This window comes from Acinetobacter sp. AOR43_HL (genome assembly GCF_027854635.1).
Classification (GTDB): Bacteria; Pseudomonadota; Gammaproteobacteria; order Pseudomonadales; family Moraxellaceae; genus Acinetobacter; species Acinetobacter pittii.
Window position 1 is genome coordinate 199652 of sequence record NZ_JAKTHX010000018.1, and the last position, 18400, is coordinate 218051.

19 protein-coding genes are annotated in these 18400 nt (G+C 39.4%); 9 read left to right on the forward strand and 10 right to left on the reverse strand.

Features of this window, described 5'->3' with window-relative positions; translation table 11 throughout:
* Positions 1-15: 15 nt before the first annotated feature.
* Entirely contained in the window at positions 16-1125 is a 1110-nt protein-coding gene (locus MKL33_RS07835) for an endonuclease/exonuclease/phosphatase family protein (protein WP_270906768.1), read from the reverse strand.
* Between the two features lie 187 nt (positions 1126-1312).
* Between MKL33_RS07835 and asd the strand changes: the two genes are divergently transcribed.
* The 5 genes from asd to truA all read left to right on the forward strand — a co-directional run bounded on the left by asd (position 1313) and on the right by truA (position 7093).
* On the forward strand, positions 1313-2431 hold the full coding sequence (asd, locus tag MKL33_RS07840; protein WP_005066045.1) for an aspartate-semialdehyde dehydrogenase: 1119 nt from the start codon (positions 1313-1315) through the stop codon (positions 2429-2431).
* Between the two features lie 148 nt (positions 2432-2579).
* The gene (locus tag MKL33_RS07845) at positions 2580-3929 is read left to right on the forward strand and encodes a type IV pilus assembly protein FimV (RefSeq protein WP_270906769.1); all 1350 of its coding nucleotides are present in this window, start codon (positions 2580-2582) and stop codon (positions 3927-3929) included.
* Between the two features lie 59 nt (positions 3930-3988).
* Positions 3989-5251, forward strand: a complete 1263-nt coding sequence (locus tag MKL33_RS07850) for a hypothetical protein (protein ID WP_060465237.1) — start codon at positions 3989-3991, stop codon at positions 5249-5251.
* Positions 5252-5309: 58 nt separating this feature from the next.
* The gene (locus MKL33_RS07855; RefSeq protein ID WP_270906770.1) at positions 5310-6275 is read left to right on the forward strand and encodes an asparaginase; all 966 of its coding nucleotides are present in this window, start codon (positions 5310-5312) and stop codon (positions 6273-6275) included.
* 20 nt (positions 6276-6295) lie between these two features.
* The gene (gene truA / locus MKL33_RS07860) at positions 6296-7093 is read left to right on the forward strand and encodes a tRNA pseudouridine(38-40) synthase TruA (protein ID WP_270906771.1); all 798 of its coding nucleotides are present in this window, start codon (positions 6296-6298) and stop codon (positions 7091-7093) included.
* A 266-nt stretch (positions 7094-7359) separates the two neighbouring features.
* On the opposite strand, the gene MKL33_RS07865 is transcribed toward truA, so the two are convergent.
* Positions 7360-8370: an AraC family transcriptional regulator gene (locus MKL33_RS07865; protein WP_005066032.1), complete on the reverse strand. Its 1011-nt coding sequence runs from the start codon at positions 8368-8370 to the stop codon at positions 7360-7362.
* Between the two features lie 263 nt (positions 8371-8633).
* Between MKL33_RS07865 and infA the strand changes: the two genes are divergently transcribed.
* Complete coding sequence (gene infA / locus MKL33_RS07870; RefSeq protein WP_001284370.1) at positions 8634-8855, forward strand: translation initiation factor IF-1; 222 nt, start codon at positions 8634-8636, stop codon at positions 8853-8855.
* Between the two features lie 51 nt (positions 8856-8906).
* Here infA and MKL33_RS07875 read toward each other — a convergent pair whose 3' ends face one another.
* Entirely contained in the window at positions 8907-9281 is a 375-nt protein-coding gene (locus tag MKL33_RS07875; RefSeq protein WP_270906772.1) for a lysozyme inhibitor LprI family protein, read from the reverse strand.
* Positions 9282-9451: 170 nt separating this feature from the next.
* On the opposite strand from MKL33_RS07875, the gene MKL33_RS07880 reads away from it, so the two are divergent.
* Positions 9452-9859 carry a hypothetical protein gene (locus tag MKL33_RS07880; RefSeq protein ID WP_005079209.1) on the forward strand — a complete coding sequence of 136 codons (408 nt, stop codon included), beginning with the start codon at positions 9452-9454 and terminating at the stop codon, positions 9857-9859.
* A gap of 53 nt (positions 9860-9912) precedes the next feature.
* Here MKL33_RS07880 and leuB read toward each other — a convergent pair whose 3' ends face one another.
* From leuB to leuC, 4 genes are all read right to left on the reverse strand, one after another.
* Positions 9913-10992, reverse strand: a complete 1080-nt coding sequence (leuB, locus tag MKL33_RS07885) for a 3-isopropylmalate dehydrogenase (protein WP_002114882.1) — start codon at positions 10990-10992, stop codon at positions 9913-9915.
* A gap of 38 nt (positions 10993-11030) precedes the next feature.
* The gene (locus MKL33_RS07890; protein WP_005066026.1) at positions 11031-11615 is read right to left on the reverse strand and encodes a hypothetical protein; all 585 of its coding nucleotides are present in this window, start codon (positions 11613-11615) and stop codon (positions 11031-11033) included.
* Between the two features lie 112 nt (positions 11616-11727).
* Positions 11728-12375 (reverse strand): 3-isopropylmalate dehydratase small subunit, encoded by a 648-nt coding sequence (gene leuD, locus MKL33_RS07895; protein WP_002114814.1) that lies wholly within the window; start codon positions 12373-12375, stop codon positions 11728-11730.
* A gap of 18 nt (positions 12376-12393) precedes the next feature.
* On the reverse strand, positions 12394-13812 hold the full coding sequence (gene leuC / locus MKL33_RS07900) for a 3-isopropylmalate dehydratase large subunit (protein WP_002115007.1): 1419 nt from the start codon (positions 13810-13812) through the stop codon (positions 12394-12396).
* Between the two features lie 237 nt (positions 13813-14049).
* Here leuC and MKL33_RS07905 point away from each other — a divergent pair, with 237 nt between their 5' ends.
* Complete coding sequence (locus tag MKL33_RS07905) at positions 14050-14304, forward strand: DUF2061 domain-containing protein (RefSeq protein ID WP_270906773.1); 255 nt, start codon at positions 14050-14052, stop codon at positions 14302-14304.
* 115 nt (positions 14305-14419) lie between these two features.
* Positions 14420-15283 carry a LysR family transcriptional regulator gene (locus MKL33_RS07910; RefSeq protein ID WP_005066023.1) on the forward strand — a complete coding sequence of 288 codons (864 nt, stop codon included), beginning with the start codon at positions 14420-14422 and terminating at the stop codon, positions 15281-15283.
* 29 nt (positions 15284-15312) lie between these two features.
* On the opposite strand, the gene MKL33_RS07915 is transcribed toward MKL33_RS07910, so the two are convergent.
* The 3 genes from MKL33_RS07915 to MKL33_RS07925 form a co-directional block, all read right to left on the reverse strand.
* Entirely contained in the window at positions 15313-16059 is a 747-nt protein-coding gene (locus MKL33_RS07915) for a sporulation protein (protein WP_002115100.1), read from the reverse strand.
* Positions 16060-16113: 54 nt separating this feature from the next.
* On the reverse strand, positions 16114-17553 hold the full coding sequence (locus MKL33_RS07920) for a DUF2252 domain-containing protein (RefSeq protein ID WP_270906774.1): 1440 nt from the start codon (positions 17551-17553) through the stop codon (positions 16114-16116).
* Between the two features lie 189 nt (positions 17554-17742).
* Positions 17743-18393: an HAD family hydrolase gene (locus MKL33_RS07925; RefSeq protein ID WP_002115098.1), complete on the reverse strand. Its 651-nt coding sequence runs from the start codon at positions 18391-18393 to the stop codon at positions 17743-17745.
* Between the last annotated feature and the right edge of the window lie 7 nt (positions 18394-18400).

An 18400-nucleotide genomic window follows, 5' to 3' on the forward strand; every position in this document is an offset into this window, starting at 1 on the left:
CTTTTTATATTCTTTTTATTTATAAGGCTGTGCAATTTTATCAGTCACCACTTTTTCTTCGGCTTCAGCCTTTGCAATTCCTTCTTGGATAGCTCTTTGTGCCTCTTCTTCATCATCTTGAGTTTGTTCCAATTCCTCTTGAATATGCTCAAATATTCGACCAGTCTGCAAAACCACATAGACAGGAAAATGATCAGATCCAACATGAGATAAACGCTGCATCTTCACCAAACCGAAATCGGTACTATGGAAAATATGGTCTAAAGACCAACGCAACAATGGATAATCTGCATGAAAAGTATTAATGAAATGTCGCCCAACACGCGGGTCAAGCAATCCACTAATCCGTTGAAATAACCGTGTAGTACGTGACCATGCTACATCGTTTAAATCTCCCATCACAATACAGCTTTCATCTAGATCTTTAATTTGGTCGCCCACAATTAAAAGTTCAGCATCGCGTAAAGTCGAATCCTTCGCCTCAGTTGGACTAGGGGGCTTAGGATGCAAACAATAGAGTTGAACTGGCATACCAGACCGTAAAGTCACAGTGGTATGAATAGAGGGAATTTCATCACTGAGAATAAATTTAACTTCAGTATTTGATAAAGGTAGACGGCTATATAAATGCATGCCGTAGAGATTATCTAAGGGTACAGGAACGCGATAAGGATAGTCACCTTCGATCTCCCTTAAAGCATTTTCCCATGTCTTATCGCTTTCCAATGTAAGCAGCAAATCTGGTTTTAATGTCCTGATCTGTTCAAGCAATAAATGATACTTATCATTAGGAGTGAGCACATTCGATACAATTAAGGAAATCTGCTTTTGTGGATCTAATTGAGATGTCTTCACCTGTTTAACCTGTTTTTTCCAAAACAAGGTATAAGGCAAAATCATTTTAAGCTGATAGGCAATGGCAGCAATGAGCGCAGCCAGCACGACTTCACGCCAGAGATTCCAATCGTTGGGCCAAAACAGTATTCCTATAAAGGCTAAAAGACCAACAAATAGAATCTGCAACCGAGGGAAGTCGGCACCACGAAACCACCACTCATCACGAGGAATAAGTGACCAGAAACTTAACCAAATCACCAGACCAGCTAGAACTTCGATATAAATCATTGAATTTTCTCTTTTAAGATGATTTGTTTTTTAAAGTTTTTGTCATCTTTATCAATTTTGTATGTAACATAAACAAGATATTCTACTCAATAAAGATGGTGTTTTGTTTCTGTAACGCTTGCAGTTGTGGACACTTTTGATACACTCAACTCCCCCTAACAATTTTAACGCACCGAGGCAAAATGACATGAAAGTAGGTCTGGTCGGTTGGCGCGGGATGGTCGGTTCCGTCCTTATGCAACGTATGGTTGAAGAGAATGATTTTGCTCATATTGAGCCATTTTATTTCTCTACCAGTAATGCAGGTGGTGAAGCTCCTTCATTTGGTGGTAAGACTGCCCCAGCACTTATGGAAGCTACAGACATTAATAGTCTGAAGCAAATGGATGTCATTATTACCTGTCAAGGTGGTGACTATACGTCTGAAGTTTTCCCACAGTTAAAAGCGACTGGTTGGGATGGCTACTGGATTGACGCAGCTTCAACTTTACGTATGTCAGATGATGCAATCATCGTTCTTGACCCAGTAAACCTTAACGTCATCAAAGACGGATTGGTTAACGGCACCAAAACTTTCGTAGGTGGTAACTGTACAGTATCACTTATGTTGATGGGTGTAGGTTCACTTTTCCAAAATAATTTGGTGGAGTGGATGACTGCTATGACTTATCAAGCAGCATCAGGCGCTGGCGCACAAAACATGCGTGAGCTACTTACTGGCATGGGCTACTTATACAACAATACTAAAACATTGTTAGATGATCCTAAATCTGCAATTTTGGATATTGATCGTCAAGTTGCCGAGTTACAACGTGGTGAAGGTTTCCCTTCTGCTAACTTTGGTGTGCCATTAGCTGGCTCATTGATTCCTTATATTGATAAGCAACTTGAAAGTGGTCAATCAAAGGAAGAGTGGAAAGGTCAAGTTGAAACCAACAAGATCTTGGGTAACTCACAAATTGTTCCTATCGACGGCCACTGTGTCCGTATTGGTGCGATGCGTTGCCACTCTCAGGCACTTACTATCAAGTTGAAAAAAGATGTACCACTTGATGAAATCGAAGATATGATTCGTACTTCAAGCCAATGGGCGAAAGTTGTACCAAACACTCGTGAAGCGTCTATGACTGACCTTACACCTGTTGCTGTAACTGGTACCTTAACTGTGCCTGTAGGTCGTCTACGTAAACTCAACATGGGTAAAGAGTATCTAGGTGCATTTACAGTCGGTGACCAGTTACTTTGGGGTGCTGCTGAGCCTTTACGTCGCATGTTACGTATTTTAGTTGAATACAAAAGCTCATAATTTGATTTGAATTATTCAGTCAAAATAAAAAGCCGATCACATTAGATCGGCTTTTTCGTAACTGGTTTGTGAAAATTTTACAATTTATTTACATTTCATTATTGTATAATTTTGAATGACTTTACGACTTATTAGGTCATGGATTGAGATGACTGTTTATAACAAATTAAAAATTGCCATTTTCACCATTATGTCTTCGCCTTCTATTTATGCGATTACATTAGACCCTATACAAATTCAGTCCGCACCTGGCGATTTGTTATATGCCGAAATGAATTTTCAACAAGCTGACCCCAACGCCAATCTACAAGTCAGTCTAGCGACTCCTGAAGATTTAAGCGCGTTAGGCGTAACTCATCAGCCGCCCGGAAATCTTAATTTTTATACACGCCAAAACGGTCAAGGCTCAGGGGTTATTGTGATTACCTCATCTCGCCCTGTGATTGATCCTGAACTAAATATTGTAGTAAAAATTAGTGAAGGTTCTGCTACACGTTTGCAGCATATCAAAACCGTAATTAAGCCTTCTTCTATAAAAAAGACTGAAAATAACGAAAATACTTTGTCACCTCAGTTTATTGTCAATGAAAAAGACATTGCTCTAAATCTGCCAGAAAGTACTCGATATGCATCACCAACTTCGGCCTCAACTACAAATAATTCAAATGGTGAACACAGTCTTAATATTAACGTTGGAACTGCTCCAGCAATAAACACAAATTCATCCAATACACTTAGTGCAAATTCTTCTACTCAACTTACCCAACAAGTTACAACAGCTACTACCCCAGATCAGACAGAAATTAAACCAACCAGCGCTAAGACACCTACAAATAATTCACCAAAAACACCGGTCAAAAATTTAACAGCGCAAAAGAAATCTGTACCTCAAAAAGCGCTTAACCAAAATCCTGCGAAGAAACAATCGTTAAGTTCCTACAAAGGACCAGCATCATCAGGTAAATATGTGGTACAGCGAAATGAGTCTTTATGGAGCATTGCTAATCGTATTGCCGCGAAAACAAAACAACCTGTTGCGAAAGTCATGCATGATATTCAAACACAAAACCGACATGCTTTTATTCAAGGTGATGTAAATCGTTTGCGTCAGGGAATCGCACTTAACCTAGCTCACTCTCCTGCAGCTAAACCTCAGCAAAACAAGTCAAAAACAGATATCGCACATACTGCAAAATCAACTTCTGGCAAAGCAAAATACCGTTTACAGCAAGCCGAAATGAGTATTGTGGCTGAAAACAGTCAAAATTCTACGCATGGAAGTGCTAAAAAGAGCACACAACAAAGTCAAAACAATACTGAGTTAGCAGTAAAAGTTATGACAACAAGAGAAAAAACCGTTACATTACAAAGGAATGTAACCAAACTAAATCAAACTTTACGTTTAAAAGACCAACGTATTCAACTTCTGAATGCACGTTTGGCAGAGTTACAACAGCAGTTACAAGCACAGCAACAGACTCATAAGCAAAAGCATTAAGTTAAAACCAGAGTCAGCTCGCTTTATATTGCAAATATTTATTTTTTAAGGGGAAAGTAATGTTATATGTGATTCCATTCATCATATTGCTCGTGGTCGCTGTCATTTTAAAAAAACGCGAAAATAGCCAGAAGCAAGAGTCGAATTCCCCTAAAACAATAAATAGAAAAACCAATAAAAAAGCGAACTCTAAACCAAGTAAAAACTCGCGTGAAAAAACTAAAGTAAATGTAGTTGAAGAATCTATTCCCTCTACTCCACAAAGCAGTCCTGTTCCAGACACTGTTCGTCAGAAGATTCAGCTACTTATTCAAGAAAAACAATTCTCAGCCGCTGAAGCTCAAGTCAATCAAGCGCTAAAAAAAGATAATACGCAACACGAACTTTATTTATTGCTACTTGAGATTCATATTGCACAAAAAGATGAGTTTGCAATAACTCAACTGATTAGCCATATTCGTAGCTTAGCGCTCAATGAAATAGCCATTCAAGCAGAAGCCAGACAAAAAGAATATGAGTCATCAAGACAACCAGATGCGATCGATTTCCCTCACGCTCAAACATACCAAGAGCCAAAAAATATATCTGATGCAACAGCTCAGTTTGACCAATTAACAACAAGTTCTTCTGAAACTTCTTTTGATGAATTGCAGCAAGACTATACCCCTGTAAAGCAAGAACCTGCTGTTGAAGTTGAACCTTTAGAGTTTAACTTTTCATTTGAGCAAACCACGACTACCGAAAGTACCAGCCAACCAACACAGAAATCAGAGTTATCGCCATCTCAACAAACAAATGAGCTAACTGACCTAGAGTTTTCTTTTGACTTGGCACCTCTGCATGAATCTGAGGAAAAAAACCAGACAGTAGCGGCACCAGCAGCTCAAGAGAACACCAATGCTTTGGATTTTAATCTTGAATTAACCCATGAAAATCCAGAAGTAAAACCTAATGAACAGATCTCATCATTAGATGAGCTTCAACTCGTAGAACAAGCTCCATTAGAGTCGAATTCAATAGCACCTCTTGAGTTTTCGCTAGACGAGCCTGTATTAGTTACAGCACCAGAGATTGAAACTCAAAACCTTGTAGACCTAGTAGGCGAAGAAACTACCCCAGATCAAACTAAAGATCCCCTTGTAGAAGCTTTTCCAGAATTAAAACAGTTAGATGAAAATGAACTTGATCTAAAACTAGCTGAGCAATACATCAAGTTAGGAGCCTACCCAGCAGCTCAAGCCTTATTGGCAAGCAATGAGCAAAAATTCAACACAGAACAACAACAACGCGCGAAAAACTTACTTAATCGCATAGCTTCTTAGAACTGTTCGATTTACCATAAGCAGTCAGAGATGACTGCTTTTTTATGCCTGCAAAAATATGAAAAAAATAGCCTTATTTTATATGGGTGGTACTTTTGGTTGCATTGGTGAACCTCTAGCTCCTATGCCTTATGAGCAATTCTTACCTCAACTTGAAAAAGTGATTCCCCCACACTTAACAGTTGACTGCTTTGCTGCACCCAATATTGTTGATAGCAGTGCATGCACGGCACCTGCTTGGTTACGCCTGATTCAACGTATACAACATCTACAACTTGAAGGTTATCAGCATTTCGTTGTTATTCATGGTACAGACACGCTCAGTTATGCGGCTGCGACCCTAGCCCGCTTTTTGGGCCAAAGCTGTCATATTGTGATTACCGGTAGCCAATACCCGTTACTCAATATTCAAGGCGATAACACCCGTGAATTTACTGATGCAATTGAGAACTTATATCTTGCATTAGAACAAGTGATTGCTTTACCTGTGGGTGCTTATCTCGCATTCCACCATCAAGTATTCCACGCGCAAACTGCATTAAAAACGCATACGACTGAACTCGATGCATTTTCAGGGTTAAATAGTGAAGCTGAGTTTACGCCTCAGCAAAATGAATTGATCATACAAGATGCCCAAATTGAACGAGCTGCTTCCTTCCAGATTTTAAACTGGATGATGCAACCCATTGCAACACAGCACTTAGTACAACAATTACGTCACTTACTTTCAGCCCCACCACACTTTTTAGTGTTACAAGGTTTTGGTACTGGCAATATTGCAGTAAACCAAGAATTACTCGCAACATTAGATGAGCTTTACGCACGTGGCTGTGTTCCAATTCTTACCACTCAGGTGACATTCGGTGGTATTGATCAACGTTATGCGATTAGTGCATGGGCCAAAACTGCAAAAATTGTCATCAGTGATGCTCATAGCCATGCAGATCTCTATGCAAAAGCACTTCAAATCTATTTAAAATACCCAAGCCCAGAACAATGGCTCAGCCATTGGAATGAAAATTAGCATTAAATAGAGGTAAAGCTATGCAACGTTATGCGGTCGGTATTGAATTTAGCGGAGTTCAATACCGAGGTTGGCAAACACAACAGCCAGGCGTTGCCAGCGTTCAGGAAACGATCGAGCGTGTACTGAGTAAAATTGCAGATGAGCCCATTGTACTTCACGGTGCGGGTCGTACTGATGCGGGAGTACATGCAACAAATATGGTGGCGCACTTTGACACGAACGCTATTCGTCCAGAAACGGGGTGGTTAAGAGGGGCAAATAGTCAACTACCTAAAGATATTTCCATTCAGTGGATTAAACTGATGGATGAAAATTTTCATGCCCGCTTTAAAGCGACTGCTCGACGTTACCGCTATATCATCTATAACGCACCGCATCGCCCAGCACTATTACACAAGCAAGTTACGTACATTTACCAAAAGCTAGACGTGCAAAAGATGATTAAAGCTGCTAGTAAGTTCGAAGGAACGCATAACTTTGAAACTTTCCGCGCAGCAGCATGCCAATCAAACCAGCCTGTTCGACATGTAAAACATTGCCGTTTATTTGAACATGGACGCTATTTAGTTTTAGATATTCAAGCAGATGGTTTTTTACACCATATGGTGCGTAACATTGTCGGTTGCTTACTCGAAATTGGTCAAGGTATGTATGAGATTGATCATATCGATGCAATGTTTGCGGCGCAGGATCGTAAGGCAGCTGGGGTAACAGCCCCACCCGACGGTCTTTATTTTATTCAGTGTAATTATCCTGAGCAGTTTAATTTGCCACAGCCACCGCTTGGACCACATTGGCTTAATTTACCAGATTAAAACATTAAATAAGATACGCGACAAAGTCATACGCAACCTGAACAAGGTTAAAGTGTACTTTAACTGCAGTGCAAGACAAACGAAATGCGTAGTTCAATACATTTTTCATCTTGTGACACGGTAAGAATGATTATTCTTTACCATGTCACAAGCTTTTGCTCTTGCAAAGCTTGCGCTCTTCATCCCGAAAGAAAAGTAACTCTAGCTGAAAGCCGATCCAATTATTAAAGCCTCAATGGCACGACTCCGTCATGACATAGAATAAATTAACGATGCTGTTTACGCTTACGGTATTCCACAGGTGTTTCATTCGTCCAACGCTTAAATGCACGATAGAACGTACTTGGTTCAGAGAAGCCAGTTAAATACACAATACGTTCAACACTCTCATTGGTATTTGCCAGAAGCTTTTTAGCCAAACGACAACGATAGTCAGAAAGTATTTGTTGAAAACTGGTATTTGCCTCACTGAGCTGAGTACGTAAACGACGCGGCGTAATATTCAACTGAGCAGCAACCGTCTCTAAAGTTGTTTCTCCACTTTCAAGTGTCGAACCAATCGCACGACGAACCTCACCCACTAAATCATAACGGGCGAGTTCTTGTAACTTTTCAATCGCTAATTGTTCATGCAATTGAAGTAACTCAGGCTCTGCCTGCCAAAGCTGAAAATCTAAAATAGCTGGGTCAAAATATAAACGTGTCTCTTTCTGACCTAAGCTAACTGGGCAGCCAAATACACGGAAATATTCATCCTCAGAAGCTCCTTCGCTAAAATTAAAATCGATGAAGATAGGATGAAATTGTCCTTCAGTAATGAACTTAAAAAATCTAAGCACGCCCGAAATTGCACATTCAGAGAAATGACGATTGACGAGATTGTCAGCACCAATCTGTTCACCATTGGTTAAATAACAACGTCCTTCTTCAACTACTAGTTTTGCATCAAATGCATCACTAATCAGTCGCTGATAAGCTAAGGCTCGTTTTAAGCCTTCACCAAAGGTTTCACTACTAATAAATAGATGTTCAATCACCTGCCCTCGATACAAAGGCAAATGCTCACCTAAATGCAGACCGATGTCTGGATCTTTACTGACTTCCTGAGCGGCAGTCCAAAAGGCGTACTGTGCACTTAACGGTGTACGTGCATTGGTATCGACCTGATTTAAAGCAACTCCCGCTTTGGTTAATATTTCTTCTGTTGGCAAACCCGCACGACGAATCGCTTGGTAGCCAAAGCGTAATACAACTGATGCATCTGTTAGCTGACCCACGCAGTGCCCTTCCATGTAGATACTTCATTGATATTTAGGGCTGTTGACCTTTATGCAATTAACAGTCCCTAATAACTATGATTTTAGATTAGCGTTGATTGACCAAACTGACAACAGAATTACACTTCTTTTGTGAAAAAAATTACATCTTTTTTTATTAGTCATACTTTAACCAGATGCTTTAGCAGAAGTGTGTCTATCTTGTTTTTTTTAAAAAAATTGACTATAATTTGCGCCTTTCCAATTTGATCATCAGGTAGGCTATGGCCAATAAAGAGGAACTCATTGAGTTCGAAGGCGTTGTCACCGAAACGCTTCCTAATACGATGTTCCGTGTACGTCTTGAAAACGGTCACGAAGTTATTGCACACATTTCTGGTAAAATGCGTAAACACTATATTCGTATTCTTACTGGCGACAGTGTAAAAGTCGAAATGACTCCATATGACTTAACTAAAGGTCGTATTACGTACCGTGCTCGCTAATTAGTGAATGCAAAAAAGCCACTTTATGATGTGGCTTTTTTATTGCGTTATTTATTCACTTAAGCGACTGGTTTTACATCCCACCGTTTGGCATTCACGCAATCTTTCTTGCAGCCAATGGTTTCTTTCTTGCGTTGTCTGTAAACGACATTGCACGTCTACACTATTCCTATTTGAATCTGTACACTCGGCATCACGTTGACGTATCCATGCAAGCTGAGACTTCTTAAGAATATTTTTCTGCGCGGTTTTTAACTTTACTCGCAGTGCTTGATAATTCTTATTCAGATCAGCATCAGCACTCGCATAAATTTTATTTGTACAGTAAATATCATCGTAAGTATTGCGGGCACTATCACAGTTATCTGCATAGACTGAAGTCACGCCAAAGCTGCATAAAAATGCAAAAAATATTTTTTTCATCATGTTTTCCTTAAGTTTTTTACAAAATAATTATAAAGCCTTTTGAATATTAGTATGAATCTCTAAATAAACTTATTCTCCAATTTATCTTAATCCTCCTTTTTTGCTTTACAAGCTTGTAAATACAACCTATTGTTCTTTAATAATAAATATAATTTCATACAGTGAGAAAAATGAACATATATACCCGCTGCCAAATTGGCTTATTATCTTTCATCATTATTTGTCTTAACGGTTGTGCTAGCCACCCACGTCAATCCGTAGATTTACAGGAATATTTAAAAGGCTTTTTAGGAAAATCATCGGCGACCATTCAACAAGATATCAATCTACGTAGTCTTGGTTTTCAAGTCGCCAATACACCGCAAAAAACACCCAATCAGCTCATCTATACGATTTTGCGTCCTTTAAGCATTCCTATTCCGATGGTGAGTAATGTTGATATGAGAGGAAGCTCTATTCCTGTCCAATCAGGAAATCTGAGCGGCAATTCTTATGATATTAATTTCAATTGCAAAGTGATTTTCCAGCTTAAAAATGACATTGCCGAGTCAATTCAATATGAAGGTAAAGCCTGTTAAAACATAGGCATAAAAAAACGCAGCTCAACGCTGCGTTTTTTTATAATAAGCTTTTAAGCAAGAGCAGCTACAACAGCCTCACCCATTTCAGCCGTACCTACTTTTGTCATACCTTCAGACATAATATCTGCTGTACGCAAACCTTGATCAAGCACTTGACCTACTGCATCTTCAATTGCTTTTGCAGCAGCTTCTTCACGGAATGTGTAGCGAAGCATCATTGCAACTGAAAGAATAGTTGCTAATGGGTTTGCCACATTTTGACCCGCGATATCAGGTGCAGAACCATGGCAAGGCTCATACATACCTTTGCCATTTTCATCTAACGAAGCCGATGGCAACATGCCGATTGAACCTGTAAGCATTGCTGCTTCATCAGATAAGATGTCGCCAAACAAGTTACCCGTTACGATCACGTCAAACTGTTTCGGTGCACGTACAAGTTGCATTGCAGCGTTATCAACATACATATGTGAAAGCTGAATATTTGAATAATTTGCTTGCTGTAAATCAGTAACTGTTTGCTTCCAAAGCTCTGTAACTTCCAAAACGTTAGCTTTATCTACAGAACAAACCTTTCCACCACGTAAGCCTGCAAGTTCAAAAGCTACTTTTGCAATACGCTTAATTTCGCTTTCAGAATAAACGTCGGTGTTATAACCTTGCTTTTCACCGTTTTCGAGTTCACGGATACCACGTGGCTGACCGAAATAGATACCGCCAGTCAATTCACGAACAATTAAAATATCTAAGCCAGCAACAATTTCAGGCTTTAAGCTCGAAGCATCTGCTAATTGCGGATATAAAATCGCTGGGCGCAAGTTAGCAAACAAGTTAAGTTCACTACGAATTTTTAAAAGACCACGTTCAGGGCGAATAGAACGCTCAATGGTGTCCCATTTTGGTCCGCCTACCGCACCTAATAAAATTGCATCAGCTTTTTTTGCTTGTTCACTTGTTACTGCTGGGTACGGTTCACCATGCGCATCAATTGCCGCGCCGCCTAATAAGCCATGTTCCCAAGTTAACGATAAATTAAATTTTTCATTTACTGTATTTAATACTTTTTCTGCCGCCCCAACAATTTCAGGACCAATACCATCACCAGCTAAAATTAAAATCTGTTTAGACATGAACTTTTTCCATTTTCCAAAGACAAGCAGTGCTACAACTACCGCGGTGTTAGTTTTTTCTGCTCAAGGAATTCACCTAGCCCTGTTGTAACATCAAATGGTCGACAAAAACGGCGAATGACATGCCCATCTTGTTCTAAATCGACACATAATGGATCTGGTACAGAAACATTCAGCAAACTACCCGAACGGTTAGATTTGTCTCGGTACATTTTAAATGTATAGCGATGGTTAGCATTAAACTGGTGAATCACATGAAATGTTTCTGCACGATCCGGAGAGATCGGATAGAAACGAATCACCACTTCATATTGTTTAGCAGGCACTGATAAATATAAGCTGTTAGTTTGGCTAAGCACTGAACCTTGTAATCTCACAATCCCTTGATGAATTGCCTGATTACTAATTCTTCGTGTTTGCGCATCCACTACAGTAATATCATTTAGTCGTTCAAATTCACAACTCTTCGCGCCCGAACAATATATTGCTGCATTCTGCCCCAAATTTTCTTGTTCAGCCTGCTTAATGCGGACAGTATCCACTACATTGTAAGTGCTTTGACAAGCACTGAGTGTTATTGCGCACAGGCTCAACAAAAAGCTATGAGTAACGTTCCTCTTCATTGTTCAAGCCCAATCCTCATCTAGTGCATAATTCTAAGGTGTTTTTATGCTTTAGCATGTTAGCAAGAGTTTGAACGCTACGCCATGGCTATGTTTAAAATGTACCGAAAGGTTAATTCAACTCTTGGAATACCCAAGGACGAACTTGTTTAGTTTTTTCTTCATATGCGCGAATTGCGTCCGCATTTTGAAGAGTTAAACCAATATCATCCAATCCATTTAACAAGCAGTGCTTACGAAACGGATCAACTTCAAATTTAAACGCTTCACCTGTTGGCGTACGTACTTCTTGAGCTGCTAAATCAATTGTTAATTGATATCCCTCATTAGCAGCACATTCTTTAAATAACTGCTCAACTGTTTCTTCTGGCAAAATGACAGGTAACATGCCATTTTTAAAACAGTTATTAAAGAAAATATCAGCAAAGCTTGGCGCAATAACAGTGCGGAATCCATATTCATTTAATGCCCAAGGCGCATGCTCACGGCTTGAACCACAACCAAAGTTAGTACGAGCAATTAAAACGGTTGCACCTTGATAGCGAGGCTGATTTAAAACGAAATCCGGATTTTTTGGACGTACTGAATTGTCTTGTCCCGGATAGCCTTCGTCTAAATAACGAAGCTCGTCAAATAAGTTGTCGCCAAAACCTGTACGTTTAATCGACTTTAAAAACTGTTTTGGAATAATTAAATCTGTATCAACATTGGCACGATCTAATGGTGCAACGATACCTTGTTCAACTGTATAAGCTTTCATGGTTTGCTCCAGACCGAATTAAAATGAACGAACATCAACAAAGTGACCAGCGATTGCAGCCGCTGCCGCCATTGCCGGGCTCACCAAGTGAGTACGACCGCCATTGCCTTGTCGGCCTTCAAAGTTACGATTAGAGGTTGATGCACAATGTTCACCCGGTTGTAACTTGTCTGCATTCATTGCTAAACACATTGAACAACCCGGTTCGCGCCATTCAAAACCAGCTTCCAAGAAGATTTTATCTAAGCCTTCTTTTTCAGCTTGTTGTTTGACTAAACCAGAACCCGGAACAATCATGGCTTGCTTAATGGTAGATGCCACTTTACGGCCCTTAACCACCTCAGCCGCAGCACGGATGTCTTCAATACGAGAGTTCGTACAAGAGCCAATAAACACACGATCAAGCTGAATATCAGCTAACGCCTGACCTGCATTTAAACCCATATATTGATAAGCACGTGTCCAATCATTACGTTGAACGTCATCTTTCGCTTGTTCTAAAGTTGGCACAGCTTCAGTAACTGGAATAACCATTTCTGGTGAAGTTCCCCAAGACACTTGTGGTTCAATTTCTGCGCCATTTAACTCAACTACAGCATCAAACACAGCATCTTCGTCTGAATGCAATGTGTTCCAGTAAGCAACTGCTTGTTCCCATTGCTCGCCTTTTGGTGCGTAGCTACGGCCTTTTACGTATTCAATAGTTTTGTCATCAACAGCAACCATACCGACACGAGCACCTGCTTCAATCGCCATGTTACATACCGTCATACGCCCTTCAATCGACATATCACGGAATACCTGACCACCGAATTCGATTGCATAGCCCGTACCGCCAGCAGTACCAATTTTACCGATAATGGCCAACACAACATCTTTTGGTGTTACGCCTTTGCCTAATACGCCATCTACACGAACTAACATATTTTTAGATTTTTTCTGAATCAAGCATTGTGTTGCTAAGACATGTTCAACTTCAGATGTCCCAATACCATGCGCCAAGCAACCAAAAGCACCGTGAGTCGCTGTATGTGAATCGCCACATACCACCGTCATGCCCGGCAAAGTTAAGCCCTGTTCAGGCCCAACTACATGCACAATTCCCTGACGAATATCATTAATACTAAATTCAACAATATTAAAGGCTTTACAATTGTCATCTAAGGTTTGAACTTGAATACGAGACGTATCATCTTCAATACCAGCGATGCCTTGGTCACGTTCCTTTTTAGACGTTGGAACGTTGTGGTCCGGTGTAGCAACGTTTGCACTTAAACGCCATGGTTGACGATCCGCAAGTTGCAACCCTTCAAATGCTTGTGGACTAGTCACTTCATGCAATAAATGACGGTCAATGTATAGTAAACATGAGCCATCATCACGCTGTGAAACAACGTGGTCATCCCACAATTTGTCATATAAAGTTTTGCCTGCCATGTCGTCTTGCTCCATTGGACTGGGTAATTCTGATCTTTATTCGATTATAGCCAGAGTTTCACATAAATCTAATTTATCATTTTTATAAATTAGAAAACTTTTTGGAATAAATTGTGATTTCCGCAAGGGACATCAAATTTAATAAATCGTTTTTGTTAATGATTATCATTTGCATAATCAATTTTTAATCTTATACTCTAATGCCTATACTAAAAATATCTAAAGTGGCTAAAGAGAATGATCATGGCTAATATCCAAAAATTCGTTATAAATAATCAACGTACCTTAAAGAAAACCTTAAGCTATTACATTATGCATATTACTGTAGCAATGCTAGTTGCATACTTTGTAACAGGTAATATCTGGATGGCTTTAACATTAAGTATGCTTGAACCAACCGTACAAGCTTTTGCTTTTTTCTTCCATGAAAAAGTTTGGGCTGCTAAAGATCGCCACGTATCAGCCTTAGCTGAAAAAGAAACAACGGCTTAGGCTAAGATTAGTGCGGTAATTCATAACTTTCTCACTCGTTTTGCTGCAAGCATGATACGATTTTGGCTCGGCAACTTTAGCCCCTCGATTTTTCTATTCCAAGTTGAGTTGTATTATGAATCTTGCAGCCTTTGAAGCTTTTGTAAAAGTCATGGAAACAGGGTCTATCTCTGTGGCAGCAGATCAGTTATTTATTACTCAACCTGCTGTTACCAAACGAATTCACAGTTTAGAAGAATATTTTGGCGTAAAACTATTTGAATCTGCAGGCCGAGGTGTTCAGGCAACTCATGCTGCACATTCATTACTACCTAAAGTTAAAAACTGGTTAAATGAGCTGGGTGATATTCACCATACGCTTAGCCATGAACAAACTCAGGTACAAGGCCGCTTAAAAGTCGGTACGAGTCACCATATTGGTTTACATCATTTACCTGCACCACTTAAGCATTTTGTTCAGCAATTTCCGCAGGTTACCTTAGATGTGCATTTTGTTGATTCAGAGCAAGCCCATGAACAAGTATTAGCTGGTGATCTAGAACTAGCATTTTTAACGCTTCCTCCTTCAGGAGATGAGCGTCTTAACTACATTACAATTTGGAATGATCCTTTAGTTTTTGTTGCTGCCCCTTTTCATCCGCTGGCACAAAAAAAGAATCTCACCTTACAAGATTTAATTGAATATCCAAGCTTATTACCCGCTGCACAAACTTATACTGCTCAAATCACTTTGGCTGAGTTTGAAAAACAAGGCCTTAAACCAAAAATTACCATGAGCAATAATCCTCTTGAGTCTATTCGCATGTTGGTGTCGATTGGTTTAGGTTGGTCAGTTTTACCCAAAACTCTGTTGAATCAGGATATGCAGCAACTTGATTTAAATGTTGAGATGAATCGTCAATTAGGTATGGTTTGGCATCCTGCACGTACTCAATCTAGAGCCATGCAGGAGTTGATTAAAATGATGCAGGATGCATAAAAGGCTCTCATTTAAGCATCTAATTTAATTTACCCAAGCTTTAAGAGGCTTCTAATTTGTTGCACCATTTGGTTTTCATCAAGCATATGATGGGGAATCGTCATCGTTAATAACTGATCTGATCGAAAATGGCGGTCTACTTCAAGCATAACGTGAGTTTGATTAGGTTCAGCAACAAAAGATACCTCAACTTCATTAAATCCGCTAAACATATGTGAAGAGACAAATTCAAGCTCTTGGTAACAACCAATCGTTGATCTAAAATTTCGCGCAGTCAGCTGCCCTTTTTCTACATCTACTGTCGATAAAACAAAGCCACATCGCTGCATAGCCTGTAGAAACATTTGCATGGCTGGAGTTGGCAGAACCTTTAGATAATCACGATCAGTTGCATCTAATCCCCAATCAACATCCATATGGGTTTGAATCCAAACACGTGCACCATTTCTTCGACAAGCAACCTCAGTAATTGGTGTCTCAAATGGTAGTTGAATACTAAAAGGGAAAGAATGTGCTTGATGTGCGGGCAAGAGGAATCGAGAGTTCACTAACCACTCTTGTAAAACTAAAGGTTGGTTAAACTCATGATCACCAGATTCGACTTCTGCCATCGTTACCAATTGCAAATAAAGACCATTAATCTCTTTATCAGATGATCCGCCTTTAAAGCTAATTTCTCCATGCAATGTGCTGCCTGCTTGCAAGCTTGGGTTCTGTAAAACAGTTTCTACCGTCACACCTTGAAGACCCAAACCAGACATAATTTTACTAAACATTTTTTCTCTAACCTTTCGAATTATTTCCTGTCATCTGTAGCAGCATACTTATTATTAAAGTGCATCATCTCCAGCGAGCTGAATCTTACCATCTGCAACTTCATTCATAAATTGGTCATAGTCATTTAGATTACGTTCTGCATATTCTTCTGCATACGTTTGTAATACTTCTACTATCATATTACCTTCGCCAAGATATCCCATAAGTACATCTGCATTTCCAGATTTAGCGTGGGCATGAGCTAAGGCTAAACCACAACTTTCGGCATACTCATAGAAATACTCATCATCCATGTCACTAAGATCAACCGAGATTTTCATATCACGTAACTGACGTACATGAAAATGTTGATTTGATATGGAAGAGAACCCAAGAAATATATCACTTGCGGCCTGCATGAGCTGCTGACCATGCACTACACGCTCACCTTCGTGATTTACCTTGTCTACAAATAACGGGTTGAGAATTGATGGATTCGCTTCTTTCATTTGTAAAATTAACGGTTCCCGATCTGCATCTTGAAATAATGCAATCGCGGATCGTGTACCAACACTTCCAACACCCACCACTTTCAAAGCTACATCTGTACGTTGATAACGATCAAAAAGCACTTGGCGATCATATTTCAAAGAATCACGGTATTGTTGAAAGAATACATCAACATCTTTACCAAATGGCTCATTTGCACTTGGATGCCATAATAACGGCGCATCATCTACAAAATGACGAAATCCTGTATCTTGATCTTGCTGGGTAAGCTTCGGCAAAACAGAGTACGCAGTTCTTTTGTGTGCTGAATCGAGATGCTTCTCGCGTTTCTTTCTTAGTTTTCGACACTCAGTATTTTCTAATAATGTACTGGCATCAACTTTTTCATACCAAACTTGGAGTGGTGAAAGTTCTGTAATTTCTAATAAGTGCTGACGATAACTATTCAGCATTATTTTAATTGCTTTTAACCCGACTTTCTCTGCAAGATGAATATCACGTGCCGCGATTACAAAACTGGTTGCTAAGCGCTTTACATCCCATTCAAACGGGGCAACTAAAGTTTCGTCAAAATCATTAATTCCAAATAACAGGTTACGTTCGGGACTTGCAAAACCGCCAAAATTACTTAAATGACAATCCCCACAAATCTGTTGAAATAAGCCTGAGTTTACCGGCTCCCACGCTTGGTCAAATAGCATCAAAGAAGGCATGCCACGATAAAATGTAAATGGAGAAACACTCATCCGTTTTGCACGAATCGGCTTGAGCTTTTCTAAACGTCCTTGGTTACTCCAATCATAGACCGTTAAGGCAGTTGTACCTTTTGGTCGTTCAGAAAGCTTTGATAGGTGTTCACGTGGAACTTTTTTACGTTGAGCCTTACCTAATTTGAAGCCTTCGCTTTTATTTAGTAGTTTCCCCTGATAGCTATGACGTGTTAAATCAATACTTTCATCATTCCAAAGTTGTTTTGGTAATTTAATTTGTGCTGTTTTTGACATTATTTCCTCATTTTTAAATTAAATTTTTTTATATTCTGAAATCTTTGCCAAGATAGAATTTATTTTATTAATCATAGCAATATCTGTTTTTAGCTAAGATTTATAAGAGATATTAAAAAATGATTTTAAATATAATTAAGAGTTGGAAGACCTCAAAACTTTTTAAACTGTTCTTCCAACTCCACAATTTTAAATCGACCAGTCCTGAATGTCCCAGTTATGTTCTTGAGCCAGTTTTTCAAGACGATCATCGGGGTTTACTGCAATTGCATGCGTTGCATATTCAAGTAAAAAACGGTCATTAATTGAATCGGAATATGCCCAAGACTCAGACACGTTACGACCTTCTAACCATGCATCTAGACGTGCAAGTTTGCCTTTTTGATAACACGCTAAACCAGCAACTTTACCTGTATATTTTCCATCAGCCACTTCAGCATTGGTTGCTAAAATTTCGGTAATCCCAAATTCACGAAAAATCGGTGCAGTAATAAAATCACTTGTTGCCGTAATACCCACAATAGTATGGCCTAAATCTTGATGTTTTTTGATTGCGTCAAAACCTTTTGGACGCATTTGCGGACGAATGACTTTTTGCATGAACAATTGGTGGAGCTCAGTTAAGTAGTCATTGTCATGCTGCGTTAAAAATCCGAAAACAAATTCATTATAAGCATACGGGTCAAGTTGGCCTGCTTTGTAATCTTCATAAAATTTATCATTCATCTGACGATGATGAACCGGATCAACCAAACCTTCATTGACTAAAAATTCACCCCAAGAATGGTCTGAATCGGTATTTAACAAGGTATGGTCTAAATCAAACAACGCCAGTTTCATGAAAATT